The organism is Stutzerimonas nitrititolerans (genome assembly GCF_003696285.1).
GTDB classification, from domain to species: Bacteria; Pseudomonadota; Gammaproteobacteria; order Pseudomonadales; family Pseudomonadaceae; genus Stutzerimonas; species Stutzerimonas nitrititolerans.
On the sequence record NZ_RFFL01000001.1, the window covers coordinates 33,437 to 50,873 of the forward strand.

The window sequence follows — 17,437 nt, forward strand, 5'->3', positions numbered from 1 at the left end:
CACTATGTTCAGAAACGATCTAAATTAAAAAGAATAAATAACAATTAATTTATAACTCTGGCGAATATAAAGGGCGTCAAACCTTGATCATCGTCAAAGTCGAGCAGGGGTATGGCGGCAGCACATTGGTAAGGCATTCTGTCCGCGATGATCACAAATTGCATTTGTTAATCATTCTCATTAGTATCCTTCGCCTGACCAATCCAACGACTTTTCAGCCAGCCAGGGTGCGATGCCCGAGCCAGCCAGTCTCATTCTTTCCTGGGGGTGAACATGCGCAGGCACGCGCTGGCAATGGCATGCATCATGGTTTCTCCGGCGGCGCTGGCCGCTGGCACGACCGAACTCAACCCGATGGTGGTCACTGCCACCCGTAGCTCGCAGTCCCTGGCCGATGCCCCGGCGGCGATGACCGTCATCACCGCCGAGCAGATCAAGGCGCGCGGCGCCACCAACCTGCTCGAAGCGCTGCGCGGCACGCCCGGCATCAGCCTCAATGGGCGACAGGTCGGCGGGCGCAAGACCCTCAGCATTCGCGGCGCCGAGGACCGCCACACCCTGGTGCTGATCGATGGCCGGCGCATTTCCTCCACCGACGACACCATCGGCCACTCCGACTACCAGTACGGCTGGGTCGGCATCGAGCAGATCGAGCGCATCGAGGTGGTGCGCGGGCCGATGTCGGCACTGTACGGTTCGGAAGCCATCGGCGGGGTGATCAATATCATCACGCGCCAGGCGCAGCCCGAATGGCATGGCGGCGTGACCCTGCGCGGCGAAGTGGGCGACGGCGATACCGGCAATGGTCACCGCCTGGCCGCACGGGCATCCGGGCCGTTGGCCGAAGGCCTGAACCTGGCGCTGAGCGTCGAGGAAGTGCGCCGCGAATCGACGCCCTGGGAGCAGGACTCGCGCGTGTCCGAAGTGGAAGGCCAGGACCGCCAAACCGGCAGCCTCGGGCTGAGCTACAGCCCGATTCAGGGCCAGACGCTGAAGCTGGACATGCTGCGCAGCGACGAAACCCGCGACCGCGAACAGCAGTACGCCTACTACGCGCGACCCTATTATCTGGACACCTACGAGCTGGATCGACGCCAGGATTCGCTGGCCTGGAACGCCGACTGGGGCGCGTTGCAGTCGCAGCTGCGTTTCACCCGCTCGGAGTTCGATGTCACCAACAAGCGCACCCAGAATCTGGCGCCGACCCGCCCGCAGTCGCTGCGCGACGACGTCTGGGACACCAGCCTGAACTTCCATCTCGGCGACAGCCATGCCCTGACGGTCGGTGGCGAGCATCGTGACGAACGCCTGGAGAACGCCGGCCTGATCGGCGGCTCCGATTCGGTGGTGCATCAGGCGGTGTTCATCCAGGACGAAATCGCCTTGGGCCAGGACTGGGCGCTGACCCTCGGCGCGCGCCTGGACGATCACGAGATCTTCGGCCGCGAAACCAGTCCGCGCGCCTGGCTGGTCTGGCGCGCCACGCCGGAGCTGACCTTCAAGGCCGGCTACGGCGAGGCCTTCCGCGCGCCGACCCTGAAGCAGATCTCGCCCAACTACGTCGGCGCCGAAGGGCCGCATACCTTCCTCGGCAACGCCGATATCCAGCCGGAAACCAGCCGTTCCTTCGAGCTGGGCGTGGACTGGCACGACGAGCACAGCGTCTACACCGCCAACCTCTACCGCAACGAGATCGACGACCTGATCTATTACCGGCGCTTGCGCATGGAGCCGGGCATCCCGCCGCGCACCGTCTACCAGTACGACAATATCGAGGAGGCCCGTATCGAGGGGCTGGAGCTCTCCGCGAGCAGGGCGCTGGGCTACGGACTGACGATCAATGCCACGCTGAACTGGATGGATGCGCGCGACGCCAAAACCGACGCCAGGCTCAACGGGCGTCCCGAATTCACCGCCACGCCAGCGCTGGAATGGAATACCGGCAAGTGGAATGCCTTGCTGCAATGGGAATACATCGGCAAGCAGTACCTGGAAGGCGCGACCGGCCAGGAACGCGCGCCGGGCTACAACCTGATCAATGCCAGCCTCGGCTACCGGCTGCAGGAAAACCTCATGTTGCGCGGCGGCGTGCAGAACATCGGCGACTTGCGCCTGGAAGACAAATCCGAACTGTTCGGCTACGTCGAACAGGGCCGTACCGGCTGGCTGGCGGTGGAGGCCAGTTTCTGATGCGTGAACTCGCCCTGCTTGGCAAAACGCTGATGCTGCTCGCCTGCGGTCTGCTGGCGATGAGCCTGTCGATGCGCATCCAGGCGCAGACCGAGCCGCCGAAGCGCCTGCTGTTCATCGCTGCCGCGCCGGTGCAGGCGGGCAAGTTCGAGCGTCTGAAACCGCTGGCCAGCGCCGCCGGTTTCGCCCTCGACTACCGCATGCTCGATGGCGCCAGCGGCATCCCGAGCATGGCCGAACTGAACGCCCAGGATATGCTGGTAATCGACGCGCCCTATGGCGCCGCGCTGGGCACCGTGCAGATGAGCCTGGGGCCGCTGCTCGATGCCGTGCAGGCGCCCTGGCTGTGGCTGCGCCGCGACGGCAGCCGTGGCCGGCAGGTGCCCGATGCGTTGATCGCCGATCTGGATCTGTATTACAGCAACGGCGGCGTGGCCAACTTCGACGGCTTCTTCTGTCGCCTCCAGGCGCAGTTCGCCGGTGAAGACGGCGCAGCCTGCCCCGCGCCGGATATCCATCCGCAGGCCGGCATCTATCATCCCCAGGCCAACGGGCGAATCTTCACCAGTCTGGACGATTTCCTCGCCTGGAAGGGCGTCGAGTTGCGCCGCGAAGTGCCGCTGATCGGTGTGCTGTTCCACAAGGCCTATATGGACTCGGGGCTGACCGGCTTCGTCGACGATACGCTGCGGCGCATCGAGGCCGCCGGTGCCGTCGCCGTGCCGCTGTACACCACGGCGATGGGCAACGGCGAGATCACCACGCTGCTGAGCAGTGCCGGCCAGCCGCGCGCCGACGTGCTGATCAACATGCAGATCATGCTCAACGGCGCCGGGCGCAAGGCCGAGTTCGAGCAGCTCGGCATCCCGGTGCTGCAGGCCATGCCCTACCGGGGCGGCGAGCAGGCGGACTGGGAGGCCGATCCCAAGGGCCTCGATCCGCAGGACATTCCCTTCTACCTGGCGCAGCCGGAATTCGCCGGGCTGATCGACCCGCTGTTCGCAGCCGCCACGCGCAAGGTCGACGGCGACATCGTCTCCATCGACCGCCAGCTGCAGGCGGTGGTCGGCAAGGCCCTGCGCCTGGCGCGCCTGCAACGGCTGCCCCACGAGGAAGTGAAGACGGTCATCCAGTTCTACAACTACCCGCCCGGCGAAAAGAACCTCGGTGCCTCCTTCCTCAACGTGCCGCGCAGCCTGGAGCGCCTGCTCGGCGGCTACGCCGAACGCGGCTACGACGTGGAGCAGATCGACGAGCAGCGGCTGATCGAGGAACTGAGCGGCCTGCTGGCGCCCTTCTACCGCGACGGCAAGCTTGAGGAACTGCTGGCCAACGACCGCGCCGCGCGCCTGCCGCTGGAAAGCTACCAGGCCTGGTTCGACGGCCTGCCCGATAACGTGCGCCAGCCGATTCTCGAGCGCTGGGGCGAACCGCAACAGGCCGGGCTGTACCTGGCCGAGGCCGGTGCTTTCGCCATTCCGCGCCTGCAGCTGGGCAAGCAGGTCATCATGCCGCAACCGGCGCGTGGCGAGCGCTCCGGCGACCGCGAAAAGGCGCTCTACCACGACACCAAGGTGCCGCCATCGCATAGCTACCTGGCGGCCTACCTGTGGCTGCGCGAAGGCTTCGGCGCCGATGCGCTGGTGCATTTCGGCACCCATGGCACGGCCGAATGGCAGCCGGGCAAGGAGCGCGGCCTGGACGTGCTGGAGGCGCCCTACCTGGTGCTCGGCGATCTGCCGGTGATCTACCCCTATATCGTGGATAACATCGGCGAAGCACTGCAAACCAAGCGCCGTGGCCGCGCGGTGACCATCAGCCACAACACGCCCTCGTTCGGCCCGGCGGGGCTGCATGGCCCGCTCAACGAACTGCACGATCTGCTGCACCAGTGGCTGAGCATGACCGAGGGCGAGGTGCGCAGCGCCACCGCCGCGCGCATCCGCGAACTGACCACGGAACTGAAGATCGACAAGGACATGGCCATCGACACGGCAGCCATCGACAGCGACTTCAGCGCCTTCGTCGAGTCCCTGCACGTGCAACTGCACGACCTGGCGCTGGAACAGCAGCCGCTGGGCCTGGCCCGCTTCGGCGTGCCGGCGGACAGCGACCTGCGCCTGCTCACCGTGCAGCAGATGCTCGGCAAGCCGCTGCTGGCCGCGCTGGCGCCGGAGGACCCGGAGGAACTGCTGCTGGTGGACTATGAAGAAATCCGCGCCACCCCGGTGTGGTCGCTGCTCGACAGCCATATCCGGCAGAACCAGCCCTGGACGGGCGATGCGGCCATCGGCGAGTTGCTGGAGCGCGGCCGCGACCATTGGCAGAAGCTGGGCAACGACAGCGAGCTGGATGGCTACTTTGCCGCGTTGCAGGGCCGCCATGTGCCCAGTTCCTATGGTGGCGATCCGATCAAGAATCCCGAGAGCCTGCCCACCGGGCGCAACCTGTACGGCTTCGATCCCTCGCGCATTCCCACCCGCGAAGCCTGGGAAGCCGGCAAGCTCGCCGCCGAGCGGCTGATCGAGCAGCACCGCGAGGGCCACGGCGATTACCCGAGCAAGCTGGCCTTCACCCTCTGGTCGGTGGAAACCATGCGCCACTTCGGCATGCTCGAAGCCCAGGTGCTGGCGGTGATGGGCTTCACGCCGCAGTGGGACGCCGCCGGACGGGTGATCGGCATCGAGGCGATTCCCGTTGCCGAGCTGGGTCGTCCGCGCATCGACGCGGTGATCTCTGCCACCGGCCTCTACCGCGACCAGTTTCCCAACGTGATGCACTGGCTGGCCCAGGCCGCCGACCAGGCCAGCACGCTGGACGAACCGGACAACGTCATTGCCGCCAACAGCCGGCGCATCGAGCAGGCGCTGCTGCAACGCGGCTTGCCCGCCGCAGAAGCCTCGCTGGCGGCGCGCACGCGGATCTTCTCCTCCGAATCCGGCGCCTACAGCACCGGCCTGGAAGACGCCACGCTGGCCAGCGACAGCTTCGGCGAAGCCGCCGACGGTGGCCAGGACCGCGCCGCCGGCGAGGAAAAACTGGCCGAGCTGTACCTGGATCGGATGCAGTTCGCCTACGGCCCGGACAGCCAGCGCTGGGGCGAGAAAGCCACGGTGAACCTCTACGCCGAGCAGTTGCGCGGCGTGCAGGGCGCCGTGCTGTCGCGCTCCTCCAACCTCTACGGCATGCTCACCACCGACGATCCCTTCCAGTACCTGGGCGGCCTGGGCCTGGCGGTGCGCCATCTGGATGGCCAGTCGCCGGAGCTGTACATCAGCAACCTGCGCGACGCCGACAACCCGCGCAGCGAAACCGCCGCGGGCTTTCTCGCCCGCGACCTGCGTGCCCGCTACTTCCACCCCGGCTGGATTAAATCGATCCAGGCCGAAGGCTACAGCGGCGCGCTGGAAGTGCTGGGCACCGCCAACAACCTCTGGGGCTGGCAGGTCACCGCGCCGGAGACCGTGCGCAGCGACCAGTGGGACGAGTTCAAGGCCGTCTACGTCGATGACAAGCTCGAACTGGACATCAACCAATGGTTCGAGCGCCACCACCCGCAGGCTCAGGCACAGCTGATCGAGCGCCTGCTGGAAGCCGCGCGCAAGGAATACTGGGACACCGACGCCCAGACCCTGCAGCAACTGGCGCAGCGCTGGCAGGACCTGGCCGAGCGGCATGACGTGGCCAGCGACAATGCCAAATTCAGCGAATACGTCGAACAGGCGGCCAGCGGTTTCGGCCTGGCCGCACCCGTCAGCGACGCCGCCGAAGCCCAGAACGAGGCGAGCGATGCGCCGATGCAGCAGGTGCAGGGTCAGAAACTGGAAAAGCAGCAGGCCCGGCCGCAACCCTTCGACTGGTTGCCACTGGTGGCGCTGCTGCTGATCGCGCTGGCGCTGCTGGCCGGTATCAGCCAACAGGCCCGACGCCGTTCACATAACCCTCGCCCGGGCACATGAATCCCCTCTCCCCTCGCGGGAGAGGGTTAGGGAGAGGGGGAGACATGAGCCTTTCACCCTCTCCCCCGGCCCCTCTCCCGTCAAGGGAGAGGGGGGATGACATCCAGCCGGCCGCAGATGCTCAACGACCAAGGAGACCCCATGCAATACCTCGTCGAATCGGCGCTCTACAGCGCCAGCCAACTGTTCATGCTGCCGGTGCTGCTGGCGGTGATCCTGATGTTTCTCTATGCCTTCTACGCGGTCGGCGGTTTTCTCTGGCAGTCGCGCCAGCGTCGCCAGGGCGATGCGCGCGGCTTCGACCTGCTGCACAGCTGGCGCCAGGCGCCGGGCATGAGCGCGGTGGAGCTGGAAACCCTGGCCTTCAAGCGCCTGGAGGTGCCGCGCATCGTCACTCGCGTCACGCCCATGCTCGGCCTGGTGGCCACCATGATTCCCATGGGGCCGGCGCTCAAGGGCCTGTCCAGCGGCCAGCTCGACCAGGTCAGCGACAACCTCACCGTGGCCTTCTCGGCGGTGATTCTCTCGCTGCTGGCCGCCTCGCTGACCTACTGGGTGGTCAACGTGCGTCGCCGCTGGTACGCCGAGGAACTGGTGCAGATCGAGCATGAACAGCGCAACGGCAACAGCACGGCGGCCAGCATTGCCCACGAGTTGACCGTGGAGACTGTCTGATGAGCCTGCGCCTGCTGGAAGAGGCCGATGCCGACGACCCGATCCTCTCGGTGGTCAACCTGATCGACGTGTTCCTGGTGATCATCGCTGCGCTGCTGATCGCGGTGGCCAACAACCCGGTCAACCCGTTCGCCAGCGACGAGGACGTCACGGTGATCAAGAACGCCGGCAAGCCGAACATGGAAATCTTCGTCAAGGAGGGCAAGACCATGGAGCACTACACCTCGACCGGCGACATCGGCCAGGGCGAAGGCGCCAAGGCCGGCGTGGCCTATCGGCTCAAGGATGGTTCGATGGTGTACGTGCCGGAATGAGAGGAATCGCGACCATGGAGCTGCAACAAGGATACGGGCCGGTGCCGGAGGCCGAAGGAAGCGGACGCAGCGATAGCGCCGCTGCGCCGCGCCGGGCCATGCCCAGCGAACAGCTGCTCGAGGGCGCTCGCGAGCTGGTCATCCTGCATGACGGCTGCGAATACGTGCTGCACCTGACCCGGCAGAACAAGCTGATCCTGACCAAATGACGTGTGGGCATGGACCTGTGCGAACTCGGTAGGGCCGAATTCATTCGGCCACTTGCCCCCAGTGGTCGAACAAGTTCGACCCTACGGCGAGCCCAGCCGCCCCATGAGCAATGGGCTCAGAACGGTTTGACTGTCATCAGCCCATAGGCGGCGACCAGCAGCAGGATCTGCACCACCACCGCCACCACTGCCGTTGCCTTGTTGCCTGCCACCAACGCCTTGCGGCTGCGCACGCCGGCGAAACCATGGCCGGCGACGGCCACCAGACCCAGCCAGGGAAACAGCAGCGCCAGCCATGCGCCCACCGCCAGCGCGACCAGCACCAGCCCGCTGACCCCCGCCAGCCCCGTCACGGCCATCGCGCCGATGTAGAGCAGCCGTTGCACCCCTCCCAGGCCAGCGCTGGGGCGCGGCGCGAACAGCACAACGGCCGCCCAGCCGAGCGTCAGCAGCAGGGACAGCATGGCCAGGCCCTGGTGGCCGTGATTGAACAACTCATACATGGGTCAATCTCCTCGTTTCCCTTCTTTGAATGGTGCGGCCGGCGAACCTCGAGGGTCAGCGGTGCATGGCTGCGCTGCATGGTACTGAAAGGCCCGGACTTTGCGAGCGAACAGCCGTAACGAGACGAGACAGCGGCTCAGCCCCTGCTGCCCGGCGCCGCGTCCTCGAAACGGTCGACCTGGCGCAGGCTCTTGAAGCCGAGCATCCAGCCGCCCGTCACCGCGAGGGTGCAGAAGCAGCCCAGCAGCGCCGCCGGCACCGCGCCGAACCAGGCGGCGCTGGTACCGGCGCGGAATTCGCCGAGCTCGTTGGAGGAGCCGATGAACAGCATGTTCACCGCGTTGACCCGCCCGCGCATGGCGTCCGGCGTGCTGAACTGGATCAGCGAGGAGCGGATGTACATGCTCACCATGTCGGCGCCACCGGCGACCAGCAACGCGGCGAAGGACAGCCAGAACAGGCTGGACAGGGCGAACACCAGATTGGCCAGGCCGAAGATCGCCACCGCGATGAACATGACCATGCCCACGTGGCGGTTGAACGGCCGGGTGCTCAGGTAGAAGCCCACGGTCACTTCGCCCAGGGCCATGGCGCTGCGCAGCGCGCCGAGGCCGGTGGGGCCGACTTCCAGCACCTCCTGGGCGTAGATCGGCAGCAGCGCCACCACGCCGCCGAGCAGCACGGCGAACAGGTCCAGCGAAATGGTGCCGAGGATGATCGGACGCGAGCGGATGAAGCGGATTCCGGCGGTGAAGCGCTGCCAGGCTGTCGCCTCCAGCGCCTGCATCTTCTCCGCATAGAGCACCGGCACCCAGCGCAGCAGCACGATGCCCGCGACGAAGAACAGCAGGCAGGCCGCATAGGTCAGCCCGCCACCGCCCAGCGCGTACAGGCCGCCGCCGAATACCGGCCCGGCGATGGTCGAGCCGCGCACGATCATGCTGTTGGCGGCAATCGCCGCCGCCAGTTTCTCGCGCGGCACGATCTGCGGCAGCAGGCTGGACAGCGCCGGCCCGGTGAACGCCCGGGCGCAGCCGTAGAACACCAGCACGATGTAGAAGCCAGTGACCGCGCCGCCGCTTAGCGACAGCCACAGCAAGGCCGCCGCACAGAGCGCTTCCAGCGCCCAGCTGAGCATGAGGATGCGCTTGCGGTCGTAACGGTCGATCAGGTCGCCCGCCGGCATCAGCAGCAAGAACATGGGAATGAACTGCGCGAGGCCCACGTAGGCCAGCGACAGCGGGTCGCGGGTCATGTCGTACACCTGCCAGGCCACCACCACGGCAAGAATCTGTACGGCGAACATGGCCAGCACCCGGCTGATCAGGAACGGCAGGAAACCGGGCTGGCGGTAGACGGAAGCGGGTACGGCGGAAGCATCGGAAAGGGACACGGCAGACATCCAGGCAAGAGGCGCCACATATCGGCGCCGGGGCCGGGCCGAAGGCGGGCCAATCTACTGGAGGGAACGGCCATCAGGCAATCGGCGGCCGGCTTTTTCGGACTTGCAGGCACGCCCGATCGCTTCAGCCCACAGAGGCGCTCCTCCGTGGGCTGAAACCGGTTCAGGCGCGGGCGTTGCGGATGCCTTCGGCCAGCTCGCGGCAATGGCCGAGCACGCCGGCGACGGCTTCGGTGGAACTCTCGGCCTTGGCGATATGGTCGATCAACGCGGAGCCGACCACCACGCCGTCGGCCAGCCGGGCGATGGCCGCCGCCTGTTCCGGGGTGCGGATGCCGAAGCCGATGGCCACCGGCAGCCCGGTGTGGCGCTTGAGGCGCGCGACGGCCTGCTCGACGTGCTCCAGGGTCGCGGAACCGGCACCGGTCACGCCGGCCACCGAGACGTAGTAGACGAAGCCCGAACTGTTGTTCAGCACCACTGGCAACCGTGCGTCGTCGGTGGTCGGGGTGGTCAGGCGGATGAAGTCGATGCCGGCGGCCTGAGCCGGGTCGCAGAGGTCTTCGTTATGCTCCGGCGGCAGGTCGACGACGATCAGACCGTCGACGCCGGCTTCCTTCGCCTCGGCGATGAAGCGCTCGATGCCCATCTTGTGGATGGGGTTGAAGTAACCCATCAGCACGATCGGGGTGGTCTGGTTGCTCTGGCGGAATTCGCGAACCATCTGCAGGGTCTTCGCCAGGTCCTGCTTGTTGCTCAGGGCACGGATATTGGCCAGCTGGATCGCCGGGCCGTCGGCCATGGGGTCGGTGAAGGGCATGCCCAGCTCGATCACGTCGGCGCCGGCATCCGGCAGGCCCTTGAGGATTTCCAGCGAGGAGGCGTAGTCCGGGTCGCCAGCGGTGATGAAGGTCACCAGCGCGGCGCGGTTCTGTTCTTTCAGCTCGGCGAAGCGCGTCTGCAGGCGGCTCATATGCGTTCTTCCTGTTCGGCAAAGTGGTGCATGACGGTCTGCATGTCCTTGTCGCCACGACCGGACAGGTTGACCACCATCAGATGATCCTTGGGCAATGTGGGCGCGCGCTTGAAGACTTCGGCCAGCGCGTGGGAGGACTCCAGCGCCGGGATGATGCCTTCCTTGCGGCAGCACAGGTGAAAGGCGTCCAGCGCCTCCTGATCGGTGATCGAGGTGTACTCGACGCGGCCGATGTCGTGCAGCCAGGCGTGCTCGGGGCCGATGCCGGGGTAATCCAGGCCGGCGGAAATCGAGTGGGCATCGATGATCTGGCCGTCGTCGTCCTGCAGCAGGAAGGTGCGATTGCCGTGCAGCACGCCGGGTACGCCGCCATTGAGGCTGGCAGCATGCTTGCCGGTCTCGATGCCGTAGCCGGCGGCTTCGACGCCGATGATCTTCACGCTCTGGTCATCGAGGAAGGGGTGGAACAGGCCCATGGCGTTGGAACCGCCGCCGATGCAGGCGACCAGCGAGTCGGGCAGGCGACCTTCCTGGGCCTGCAGCTGGTCGCGGGTTTCCTTGCCGATCACCGCCTGGAAGTCGCGGACCATGGCCGGGTAGGGGTGCGGGCCGGCGACGGTGCCGATCAGGTAGAAGGTGCTGTCGACGTTGGTCACCCAGTCGCGCAGGGCTTCGTTCATCGCGTCTTTCAGCGTGCCGGTGCCGGCGGTGACCGGGATCACCTCTGCGCCCAGCAGCTTCATGCGGAAGACGTTGGCCTGCTGGCGGTCGATGTCGGTGGTGCCCATGTAGATCACGCACTGCATGCCGAAGCGCGCGGCCACGGTGGCGGTGGCCACGCCGTGCATGCCGGCGCCGGTCTCGGCGATGATGCGCTGCTTGCCCATGCGCCGCGCCAGGAGAATCTGGCCGATGCAGTTGTTGATCTTGTGCGCGCCGGTGTGGTTCAGCTCTTCGCGCTTGAGGTAGATCTTCGCGCCGCCGCAGTGCTCGGTCAGGCGTTCGGCGAAATACAGCGGGGAAGGGCGACCGACGTAGTCGCGCTGGAAGTAGGCGAGTTCCTTGGCGAACTCGGGGTCCTGCTTGGCCTTCTCGTATTCGGCGGCCAGCTCGTGGATCAGCGGCATCAGGGTTTCGGCGACGTACTGGCCGCCGAACGAGCCGAACAGGCCGCGGGCGTCAGGGCCGTTGCGGTATGAAGTCATGGGATGATCTCCTGGAATGCTCTTTGTAGGAGCGAGCTTGCTCGCGATCATGAAGCCCGTACGAACTGGATCGCCGGCAAGCCGGCTCCTACGCAATGGAATGCACCCTAACCGGATGCAGTGCGGAAAAAAAGCGATAAGATTGCCGCAATACGTCAGGAAAACTCACCCATGACTGCCGGCCTTCCACCTCTTAATGCTCTGCGCGCATTCGAAGCAGTCGCCCGCCTGGGTAGTGTCAAGCAGGCAGGCGTTGAGCTTAATGTCACTCACGGTGCTATCAGCCGGCAGCTGAAGACCCTTGAAGAGGCCCTCGGCATAGTCCTGCTGGAAAAGGAAGGGCGCGGCGTAAAACTCACCGATGCCGGCATTCACCTACGAAATGCCGCGGGCGAAGCCTTCGAGCGCCTGCGCAGCACCTGTGCCGAGCTGCAGCGACAGACTGCCGAGGCGCCCTTCGTCCTGGGTTGTCCCGGCAGCCTGCTGGCGCGCTGGTTCATTCCGCGACTGGACCGGCTCAACCGCGACCTGCCCGACCTGCGCCTGCAACTGTCAGCCAGCGAGGGCGAACTGGACCCCCGCCGCGCCGGCCTGGATGCCACCCTGTGGTTCGCCGAGCCGCCGTGGCCGGCGGACATGCGGGTGTTCGAGCTGGCCACCGAGCGCATCGGCCCGGTGCTCAGCCCGCATCATCCGCGCTGTGCCGAATGGCAGGGGGCGCCGCCGGCAGCGCTGCTCGGCGAACCGCTGCTGCATCCCACCTCGCGTCCCCAGGCCTGGCCGAGTTGGGCACGGCAGCAGAATCTGGACCCGGCGCGCCTGCGCCTGGGGCAGAGTTTCGAGCACCTGTATTTCCTGCTGGAAGCGGCGTTGGCCGGTCTGGGGGTCGCCATCGCCCCGCAGCAGCTGGTCGCCGACGACCTGACCACGGGTCGCCTGCTGGCGCCCTGGGGGTTCGTCGAGACAACGGCGCATCTGGCGCTGTGGGTGCCGGCCCGCCGCGCGGATCGTCGGGCGGAACGCCTGGCCGAGTGGTTGCGTGGGGAGCTTGGGGCGCAGAAAGCGCACTGAAGGCCAGCAGCGAGGCTGGCCCTGGCGCTCGCTCGAGCGCGCCGTTCATGTCGACGCCGGAGCGAGCTTTCGGTGGGATTACAGCAGCGGCAGGCTGTAGCTGACGATCAGCCGGTTCTCGTCCGCATCGGTGGTGGTGGCCACGTTGCTGCGCAGGCTCGCGTTGCGCCAGGAAAAGCCCAGGCCTTTCAGCGCGCCGTCCTGCAGGGTGTAGTCCAGGCGGAAATCGCGTTCCCACTCCTTGCGGTCGCCCTGGGCTCCGCCCTTGATGTTGTCACCGGAGAGGTAGGTCACGCTCGCTTTCAGGCCAGGAACGCCGGCGTTGGCGAAGTCATAAGCGTACTCGGCCAGCCAGGTGCGCTCGCCGGCGCTGAGGAACTTACCGATCTGGCGGTCGGTGATCAGGTAGGCGGTGGAGCCGTCGCCCTGGTTGAGGAAGGGGAAGGCGCTGTCGCCCGAAACCTGCTGGTAGCCGGCGCTCAGCGAGTGGCCGCTGAGGCTGTAGGTGAACAGCGCACTCCAGGTGCGGTTGTCGACTTCGCCATCGAAGCCGGGCTCGCCGGCGCTGCGGTAGCCCTGGGCGCGCCCGGCGGTGCTGCCGTTCTTGCCATCGGAGCCGCTGTCGAAGTAACGCAGGTCGGACTTCAGGCTGCCTGCCGGCAGGGCCAGGTTATGCACCAGACCCAGGAAGTGCTGCTTGTAGTAGTCGTCCAGGTTGCCGTAGTAGTACTGCGCGGTCAGGTCCTGGCTGATCCTGTAATCGCCACCGGCAAAGTAGAACTTGTTGCTGTCGGCGTCGGCCGCCGAACCGCCGATACGCAGGCCCACGTCGTCGGTCGACGAGCGGGTCTTGGTGTGTTCCAGCTGGCCGCCGGTCAGGGTCAGGTCGTCGATCTCGTTGGAGATGATCTGCCCACCCTCGAAGGTCTGCGGCAACAGGCGACCGTCGTTGAAGTTCACCACGGGCAGCTTCGGCAGCAGGGTGCCGAGTCTCACTTCGGTCCTGGAGACGCGCAGCTTGGCGGTGGCCCCGGCCTTGCTGTAGTCGTTCACGGCGATGCCGTCGGTTTCGGTTGGAAACAACTGGCCGGGCGCGCGATCGCGGGGCGTGCTGCTGTCGCCGCCGCCATCGAGGCGGAGGCCGTAGAGGGCGATGACGTCAACGCCGAAACCCAGGGTGCCTTCGGTGAAACCGGACTGGTAGTTGAAGATGAAGCCCTGTCCCCATTCGTTGGCTTCGCTGTTGTTGTTCGCGGTGTTCTTGTTGTTCAGGTCGTAATAGAAGTTGCGCAGGTCGAGCCTGGCCTTGCTGTCCTCGATGAAGCCGGCGGCGCCGGCCTGTTGGGCGAGAATGCCGAAGGCGACGGCCAGGGCGAGTGTCGATCGTTTCATGCGTGTGCTCCAGATGCATTGCTGTCGTTTGGTGTGGCATTGCACTGGGACTCGGGCGGAACGACACGCGAATGTACGGACCAGCGGCTGGAGCCCCAGATGATCCGGTGCGGTGGTCCGCTGTCGGTGAGATGAAAATCTACGTAGAACCTGTATCCCTTAAAGAATCAGGAAGCCTTTTGTGCAGCTTCCTGGGAAGTCGATCCCAGCTATGCGTCCTCCTCGTTTCAGGCGCGTTTGCGGGCGTTCTGCTCGATACGGTTCTGCAGGCGATACAGGTAGGCGAAACCCTGCTCCCAGCGGTGATGCCCGGATTTCACGTTGATGTGCCCGGCGCCGGCGAGTATCGCGGTCTCGCTGCCCCAGTCGCGGCCCAGTTCGACGGCACGCGCGGCACTGGCGGCGGTGTCGTTGTCGGAGCCGACCAGCAGGCTGGCGAAGGGCAGGGGCTGGCGAGGTATCGGCGCGAAGTTGCGCAGGGGCTCGGGGCAATTGCTGCGCTGTACGTCGGCCGGGGCGACCAGCAACGCGCCGCGCACCCGACGCAACAGTTCCTGCGGGGCTTGTGCAGCCCAATGCGCGACGGTGATGCAACCCAGGCTGTGCGCGACCAGAACCACCGGCCGAGCGTCGCTTGCCACGCTGCGCTCCAGCTCGGCGACCCAGTCGTCGCGCCGTGGCGTCAGCCAATCGGCCTGCTCCACCCGAGAGCTGTTGGGCAGCGTGCGCTGCCAGTGGCTTTGCCAATGGTCATCGGGCGAGCCCTGCCAGCCCGGCACTATCAGGTAACGGATGGATTCGCTGCGCATGTCTGGCGCCTCCTGTAGATGGATGGGAGGGAGTCTAGGCAGCGTAATCATTTACAGGAAGGAATAAAGAATTCTTTGCTTATTACTTTTAAGTGAAGGTGAATGGTGGATTTCCCGAGCGCCAAGTTATTCAAAATAGTTCTATAAATGTTCTTAAATGGTCTTTTTAAGAATATCTCGGCTCTGACTACTATTCGCTCCACGCCTCACTGGCCACGACCGTCTGGGTCGTCTGGAGGCTTCCACGGAGAGAAGAAAAATGACCGCGACCATTCGCAACCTCGAAGGCCAGGACGAAGCCAGCATCCTGCGCGAAATCCACAGCGCGTTGAGCGGCCTCAAGTTCGGCTCGGTGGAGATCACCGTACACAACGGCCAGGTCGTGCAGATCGAGCGCAAGGAGAAGTTTCGTCTGCAGCCGAGCCCCGGCAAGAACGCCTGACCAACCCCCTGCAACCCTAGCCCGACTGGACCACCGGAGGGCGTGAACATGAGCAAGAGCCATCACATGCACACGCACCGGTACTGCAGCTGTCACCCGCGAATGCGGCGCTGATTGCCCAACACCCTGAACAGATACAGCCAACACCGAACTCGATTTTTCAGGAGCTGCACCATGTCCATTCGTCGCTTCACGCTCGCCGCCCTGGCCAGCGCACTGATCGCCGGTCCCGCCGTGGCCGCCGAAACCCTGCTCAACGTGTCCTACGACCCGACCCGTGAGCTCTATGTCGAATTCAACGAAGCCTTCAACAAGCACTGGCAGGCCGAAGGTCACGAACCGATCAAGGTCCAGCAGTCCCATGGCGGTTCGGGCAAGCAGGCCCGGGCGGTGATCGACGGCCTGCGCGCCGACGTGGTGACGCTGGCGCTGGCCGGCGACATCGACGAGCTGCACAGGCTCGGCAAGCTGATCCCGGAGAACTGGCAGGAGCGCCTGCCCCAGGCCAGCACGCCGTACACCTCGACCATCGTCTTCCTGGTGCGCAAGGGCAACCCGAAGGGCATCGAGGACTGGGACGACCTGGTCAAGCCGGGCGTCGAAGTGATCACGCCGAACCCGAAGACCTCCGGCGGCGCGCGCTGGAATTTCCTCGCCGCCTGGGCCTACGCCCGGCAGAAGTTCGGTGACGAGCAGCAGGCCCAGGCCTTCGTCGAGAAGCTCTACAAGAACGTGCCCGTGCTGGATACCGGCGCCCGTGGCTCGACCATCACCTTCGTCAACAACCAGATCGGCGACGTGCTGCTGGCCTGGGAGAACGAGGCCTTCCTGGCGCTCAAGGAAGAGGGCGGCGACAACTTCGAGATCGTCGCGCCGTCGCTGTCGATCCTCGCCGAACCGCCGGTGGCCGTGGTGGACAAGAACGTCGAGCGCAAGGGCACCCGCGAAGTCGCCGAGGCCTACCTGAACTACCTGTACAGCGAAGAAGGCCAGCGCATCGCCGCGAAGAACTTCTACCGTCCGCGCAACGAAGCGGTCAGCGCCGAGTTCAAGGAGCAGTTCCCGCCGCTGAAGCTGGTCACCATCGATGACGACTTCGGCGGCTGGAAGGCCGCGCAGCCGAAGTTCTTCAACGATGGCGGCATCTTCGACCAGATCTACCAAACCGAATGAAGCTACTGCGCTTGCTCATACTGCGTTGAAGACCGGCTCGGGCTGCTCATTTACAGCTCGTAAACTCCGCGGCCCTCGCCGGTCTTCGCCTTGTCTGAGCTGCGCTCGTGACGCTTCAGCCGACACATTGCTTGAACAATTCGTAGGGTGGATGGCCGAAGCCATCCACGCGTTCGAGGCACCGGCCTGCACACGGCAGGCGCGGGTGCGGTGCGTGGAAAATCGCTTTGCGAGTTTTCCACCCTACGGCTTTCCGGCTTCCAACTCCAAACCGATCGAGCCGCAAACATGTCTAGCCGAACTTCCCCCGTCATACCCGGCTTCGGGCTGACGCTGGGTTACACCCTGGTGTACCTCAGCCTGTTGGTGCTGATTCCCCTGGGTGCGCTGTTTCTCAAGACCACCGAACTCACCTGGGAGCAGTTCGTCGCCATTATCAGCGCGCCGCGCGTGCTGGCGGCGCTCAAGCTCAGTTTCGGCACCGCCTTCGTCGCGGCGCTGCTCAATGGCGTGATCGGCACGCTGCTGGCCTGGGTGCTGGTGCGCTACACCTTTCCCGGGCGCAAGGTCATCGAGGCGATGATCGACCTGCCGTTCGCCCTGCCCACCGCCGTGGCCGGCATCGCGCTGACGGCGCTCTATGCACCCAACGGCCCGGTCGGCCAGTTCGCCACCGCGTTGGGTTTCAAGATCGCCTACAGCCCGCTGGGCATCACCCTGGCGCTGACCTTCGTGACGCTGCCGTTCGTGGTGCGCACCTTGCAGCCGGTGCTGGCCGACATCCCGCGCGAAGTCGAGGAAGCGGCCGCCTGCCTCGGTGCCCGCCCGCTGCAGGTGGCGCGCCACGTGTTGCTGCCGGCATTGCTGCCGGCCTGGCTGACCGGCTTCGCCCTGGCTTTCGCCCGCGGCGTCGGCGAATACGGCTCGGTGATCTTCATCGCCGGCAACATGCCGATGAAGACCGAGATCCTGCCGCTGCTGATCATGGTCAAGCTGGACCAGTACGACTACGCCGGCGCCACGGCCATCGGCGTGCTGATGCTGGTGGTGTCCTTCATTTTGCTGCTGCTGATCAACCTGCTACAGCGCCGCATCTCGCACCCATAAGGAGGTCGC

At 65.6% G+C, this 17,437-nt stretch carries 15 protein-coding genes; 9 read left to right on the top strand and 6 right to left on the bottom strand.

Going from position 1 to position 17,437, the window contains the following annotated elements:
* Positions 1-294: 294 nt before the first annotated feature.
* The 5 genes from EA795_RS00155 (at position 295) to hemP (ending at position 7,347) form a co-directional block, all read left to right on the top strand.
* Complete coding sequence (locus tag EA795_RS00155; protein WP_122074911.1) at positions 295-2,190, top strand: TonB-dependent receptor plug domain-containing protein; 1,896 nt, start codon at positions 295-297, stop codon at positions 2,188-2,190.
* Positions 2,190-6,149: a cobaltochelatase subunit CobN gene (cobN, locus tag EA795_RS00160; RefSeq protein ID WP_122074913.1), complete on the top strand. Its 3,960-nt coding sequence runs from the start codon at positions 2,190-2,192 to the stop codon at positions 6,147-6,149. Before EA795_RS00155 ends, cobN begins: the two co-directional genes overlap by 1 nt.
* Before the next feature lie 141 nt (positions 6,150-6,290).
* Entirely contained in the window at positions 6,291-6,824 is a 534-nt protein-coding gene (locus EA795_RS00165) for a MotA/TolQ/ExbB proton channel family protein (protein WP_122074915.1), read from the top strand.
* A gap of 5 nt (positions 6,825-6,829) precedes the next feature.
* Positions 6,830-7,138, top strand: a complete 309-nt coding sequence (locus EA795_RS00170; protein WP_202947594.1) for a DUF2149 domain-containing protein — start codon at positions 6,830-6,832, stop codon at positions 7,136-7,138.
* A gap of 14 nt (positions 7,139-7,152) precedes the next feature.
* Complete coding sequence (hemP, locus tag EA795_RS00175) at positions 7,153-7,347, top strand: hemin uptake protein HemP (RefSeq protein ID WP_122074917.1); 195 nt, start codon at positions 7,153-7,155, stop codon at positions 7,345-7,347.
* 116 nt (positions 7,348-7,463) lie between these two features.
* On the opposite strand, the gene EA795_RS00180 is transcribed toward hemP, so the two are convergent.
* From EA795_RS00180 to trpB, 4 genes are all read right to left on the bottom strand, one after another.
* Positions 7,464-7,850, bottom strand: a complete 387-nt coding sequence (locus tag EA795_RS00180) for a hypothetical protein (RefSeq protein WP_122074919.1) — start codon at positions 7,848-7,850, stop codon at positions 7,464-7,466.
* A 137-nt stretch (positions 7,851-7,987) separates the two neighbouring features.
* Entirely contained in the window at positions 7,988-9,244 is a 1,257-nt protein-coding gene (locus EA795_RS00185) for an MFS transporter (protein ID WP_181076088.1), read from the bottom strand.
* A gap of 172 nt (positions 9,245-9,416) precedes the next feature.
* Positions 9,417-10,226: a tryptophan synthase subunit alpha gene (trpA, locus tag EA795_RS00190; RefSeq protein ID WP_122074923.1), complete on the bottom strand. Its 810-nt coding sequence runs from the start codon at positions 10,224-10,226 to the stop codon at positions 9,417-9,419.
* Complete coding sequence (trpB, locus tag EA795_RS00195; RefSeq protein ID WP_122074925.1) at positions 10,223-11,434, bottom strand: tryptophan synthase subunit beta; 1,212 nt, start codon at positions 11,432-11,434, stop codon at positions 10,223-10,225. Before trpB ends, trpA begins: the two co-directional genes overlap by 4 nt.
* A gap of 171 nt (positions 11,435-11,605) precedes the next feature.
* Here trpB and EA795_RS00200 point away from each other — a divergent pair, with 171 nt between their 5' ends.
* Positions 11,606-12,505: a LysR family transcriptional regulator gene (locus tag EA795_RS00200; protein WP_014854634.1), complete on the top strand. Its 900-nt coding sequence runs from the start codon at positions 11,606-11,608 to the stop codon at positions 12,503-12,505.
* 78 nt (positions 12,506-12,583) lie between these two features.
* Here the strand turns inward: EA795_RS00200 and EA795_RS00205 are convergent, their stop codons facing one another.
* Together EA795_RS00205 and EA795_RS00210 are read right to left on the bottom strand one after the other, a co-directional pair.
* Entirely contained in the window at positions 12,584-13,897 is a 1,314-nt protein-coding gene (locus tag EA795_RS00205; protein WP_122074927.1) for an OprD family porin, read from the bottom strand.
* A gap of 227 nt (positions 13,898-14,124) precedes the next feature.
* Positions 14,125-14,706: an alpha/beta hydrolase gene (locus tag EA795_RS00210; RefSeq protein WP_014854632.1), complete on the bottom strand. Its 582-nt coding sequence runs from the start codon at positions 14,704-14,706 to the stop codon at positions 14,125-14,127.
* A 259-nt stretch (positions 14,707-14,965) separates the two neighbouring features.
* Here EA795_RS00210 and oscA point away from each other — a divergent pair, with 259 nt between their 5' ends.
* From oscA to cysT, 3 genes are all read left to right on the top strand, one after another.
* Positions 14,966-15,148: a sulfur starvation response protein OscA gene (gene oscA, locus EA795_RS00215; RefSeq protein ID WP_014854631.1), complete on the top strand. Its 183-nt coding sequence runs from the start codon at positions 14,966-14,968 to the stop codon at positions 15,146-15,148.
* A gap of 174 nt (positions 15,149-15,322) precedes the next feature.
* Positions 15,323-16,321 (top strand): sulfate ABC transporter substrate-binding protein, encoded by a 999-nt coding sequence (locus tag EA795_RS00220; protein ID WP_014854630.1) that lies wholly within the window; start codon positions 15,323-15,325, stop codon positions 16,319-16,321.
* 288 nt (positions 16,322-16,609) lie between these two features.
* Complete coding sequence (gene cysT, locus EA795_RS00225; RefSeq protein WP_014854629.1) at positions 16,610-17,428, top strand: sulfate ABC transporter permease subunit CysT; 819 nt, start codon at positions 16,610-16,612, stop codon at positions 17,426-17,428.
* Positions 17,429-17,437: the final 9 nt, after the last annotated feature.

Coding starts and splice junctions, on each gene's coding strand:
- EA795_RS00155 (WP_122074911.1), top strand. CDS start 295: ATGGCATGCATCATGGTTTCTCCGGCGGCGCTGGCCGCTGGCACGACC.
- cobN (WP_122074913.1), top strand. CDS start 2,190: ATGCGTGAACTCGCCCTGCTTGGCAAAACGCTGATGCTGCTCGCCTGC.
- EA795_RS00165 (WP_122074915.1), top strand. CDS start 6,291: ATGCAATACCTCGTCGAATCGGCGCTCTACAGCGCCAGCCAACTGTTC.
- hemP (WP_122074917.1), top strand. CDS start 7,153: ATGGAGCTGCAACAAGGATACGGGCCGGTGCCGGAGGCCGAAGGAAGC.
- EA795_RS00180 (WP_122074919.1), bottom strand. CDS start 7,850: ATGTATGAGTTGTTCAATCACGGCCACCAGGGCCTGGCCATGCTGTCC.
- trpA (WP_122074923.1), bottom strand. CDS start 10,226: ATGAGCCGCCTGCAGACGCGCTTCGCCGAGCTGAAAGAACAGAACCGC.
- trpB (WP_122074925.1), bottom strand. CDS start 11,434: ATGACTTCATACCGCAACGGCCCTGACGCCCGCGGCCTGTTCGGCTCG.
- EA795_RS00200 (WP_014854634.1), top strand. CDS start 11,606: ATGACTGCCGGCCTTCCACCTCTTAATGCTCTGCGCGCATTCGAAGCA.
- EA795_RS00205 (WP_122074927.1), bottom strand. CDS start 13,897: ATGAAACGATCGACACTCGCCCTGGCCGTCGCCTTCGGCATTCTCGCC.
- EA795_RS00210 (WP_014854632.1), bottom strand. CDS start 14,706: ATGCGCAGCGAATCCATCCGTTACCTGATAGTGCCGGGCTGGCAGGGC.
- oscA (WP_014854631.1), top strand. CDS start 14,966: ATGACCGCGACCATTCGCAACCTCGAAGGCCAGGACGAAGCCAGCATC.
- EA795_RS00220 (WP_014854630.1), top strand. CDS start 15,323: ATGTCCATTCGTCGCTTCACGCTCGCCGCCCTGGCCAGCGCACTGATC.
- cysT (WP_014854629.1), top strand. CDS start 16,610: ATGTCTAGCCGAACTTCCCCCGTCATACCCGGCTTCGGGCTGACGCTG.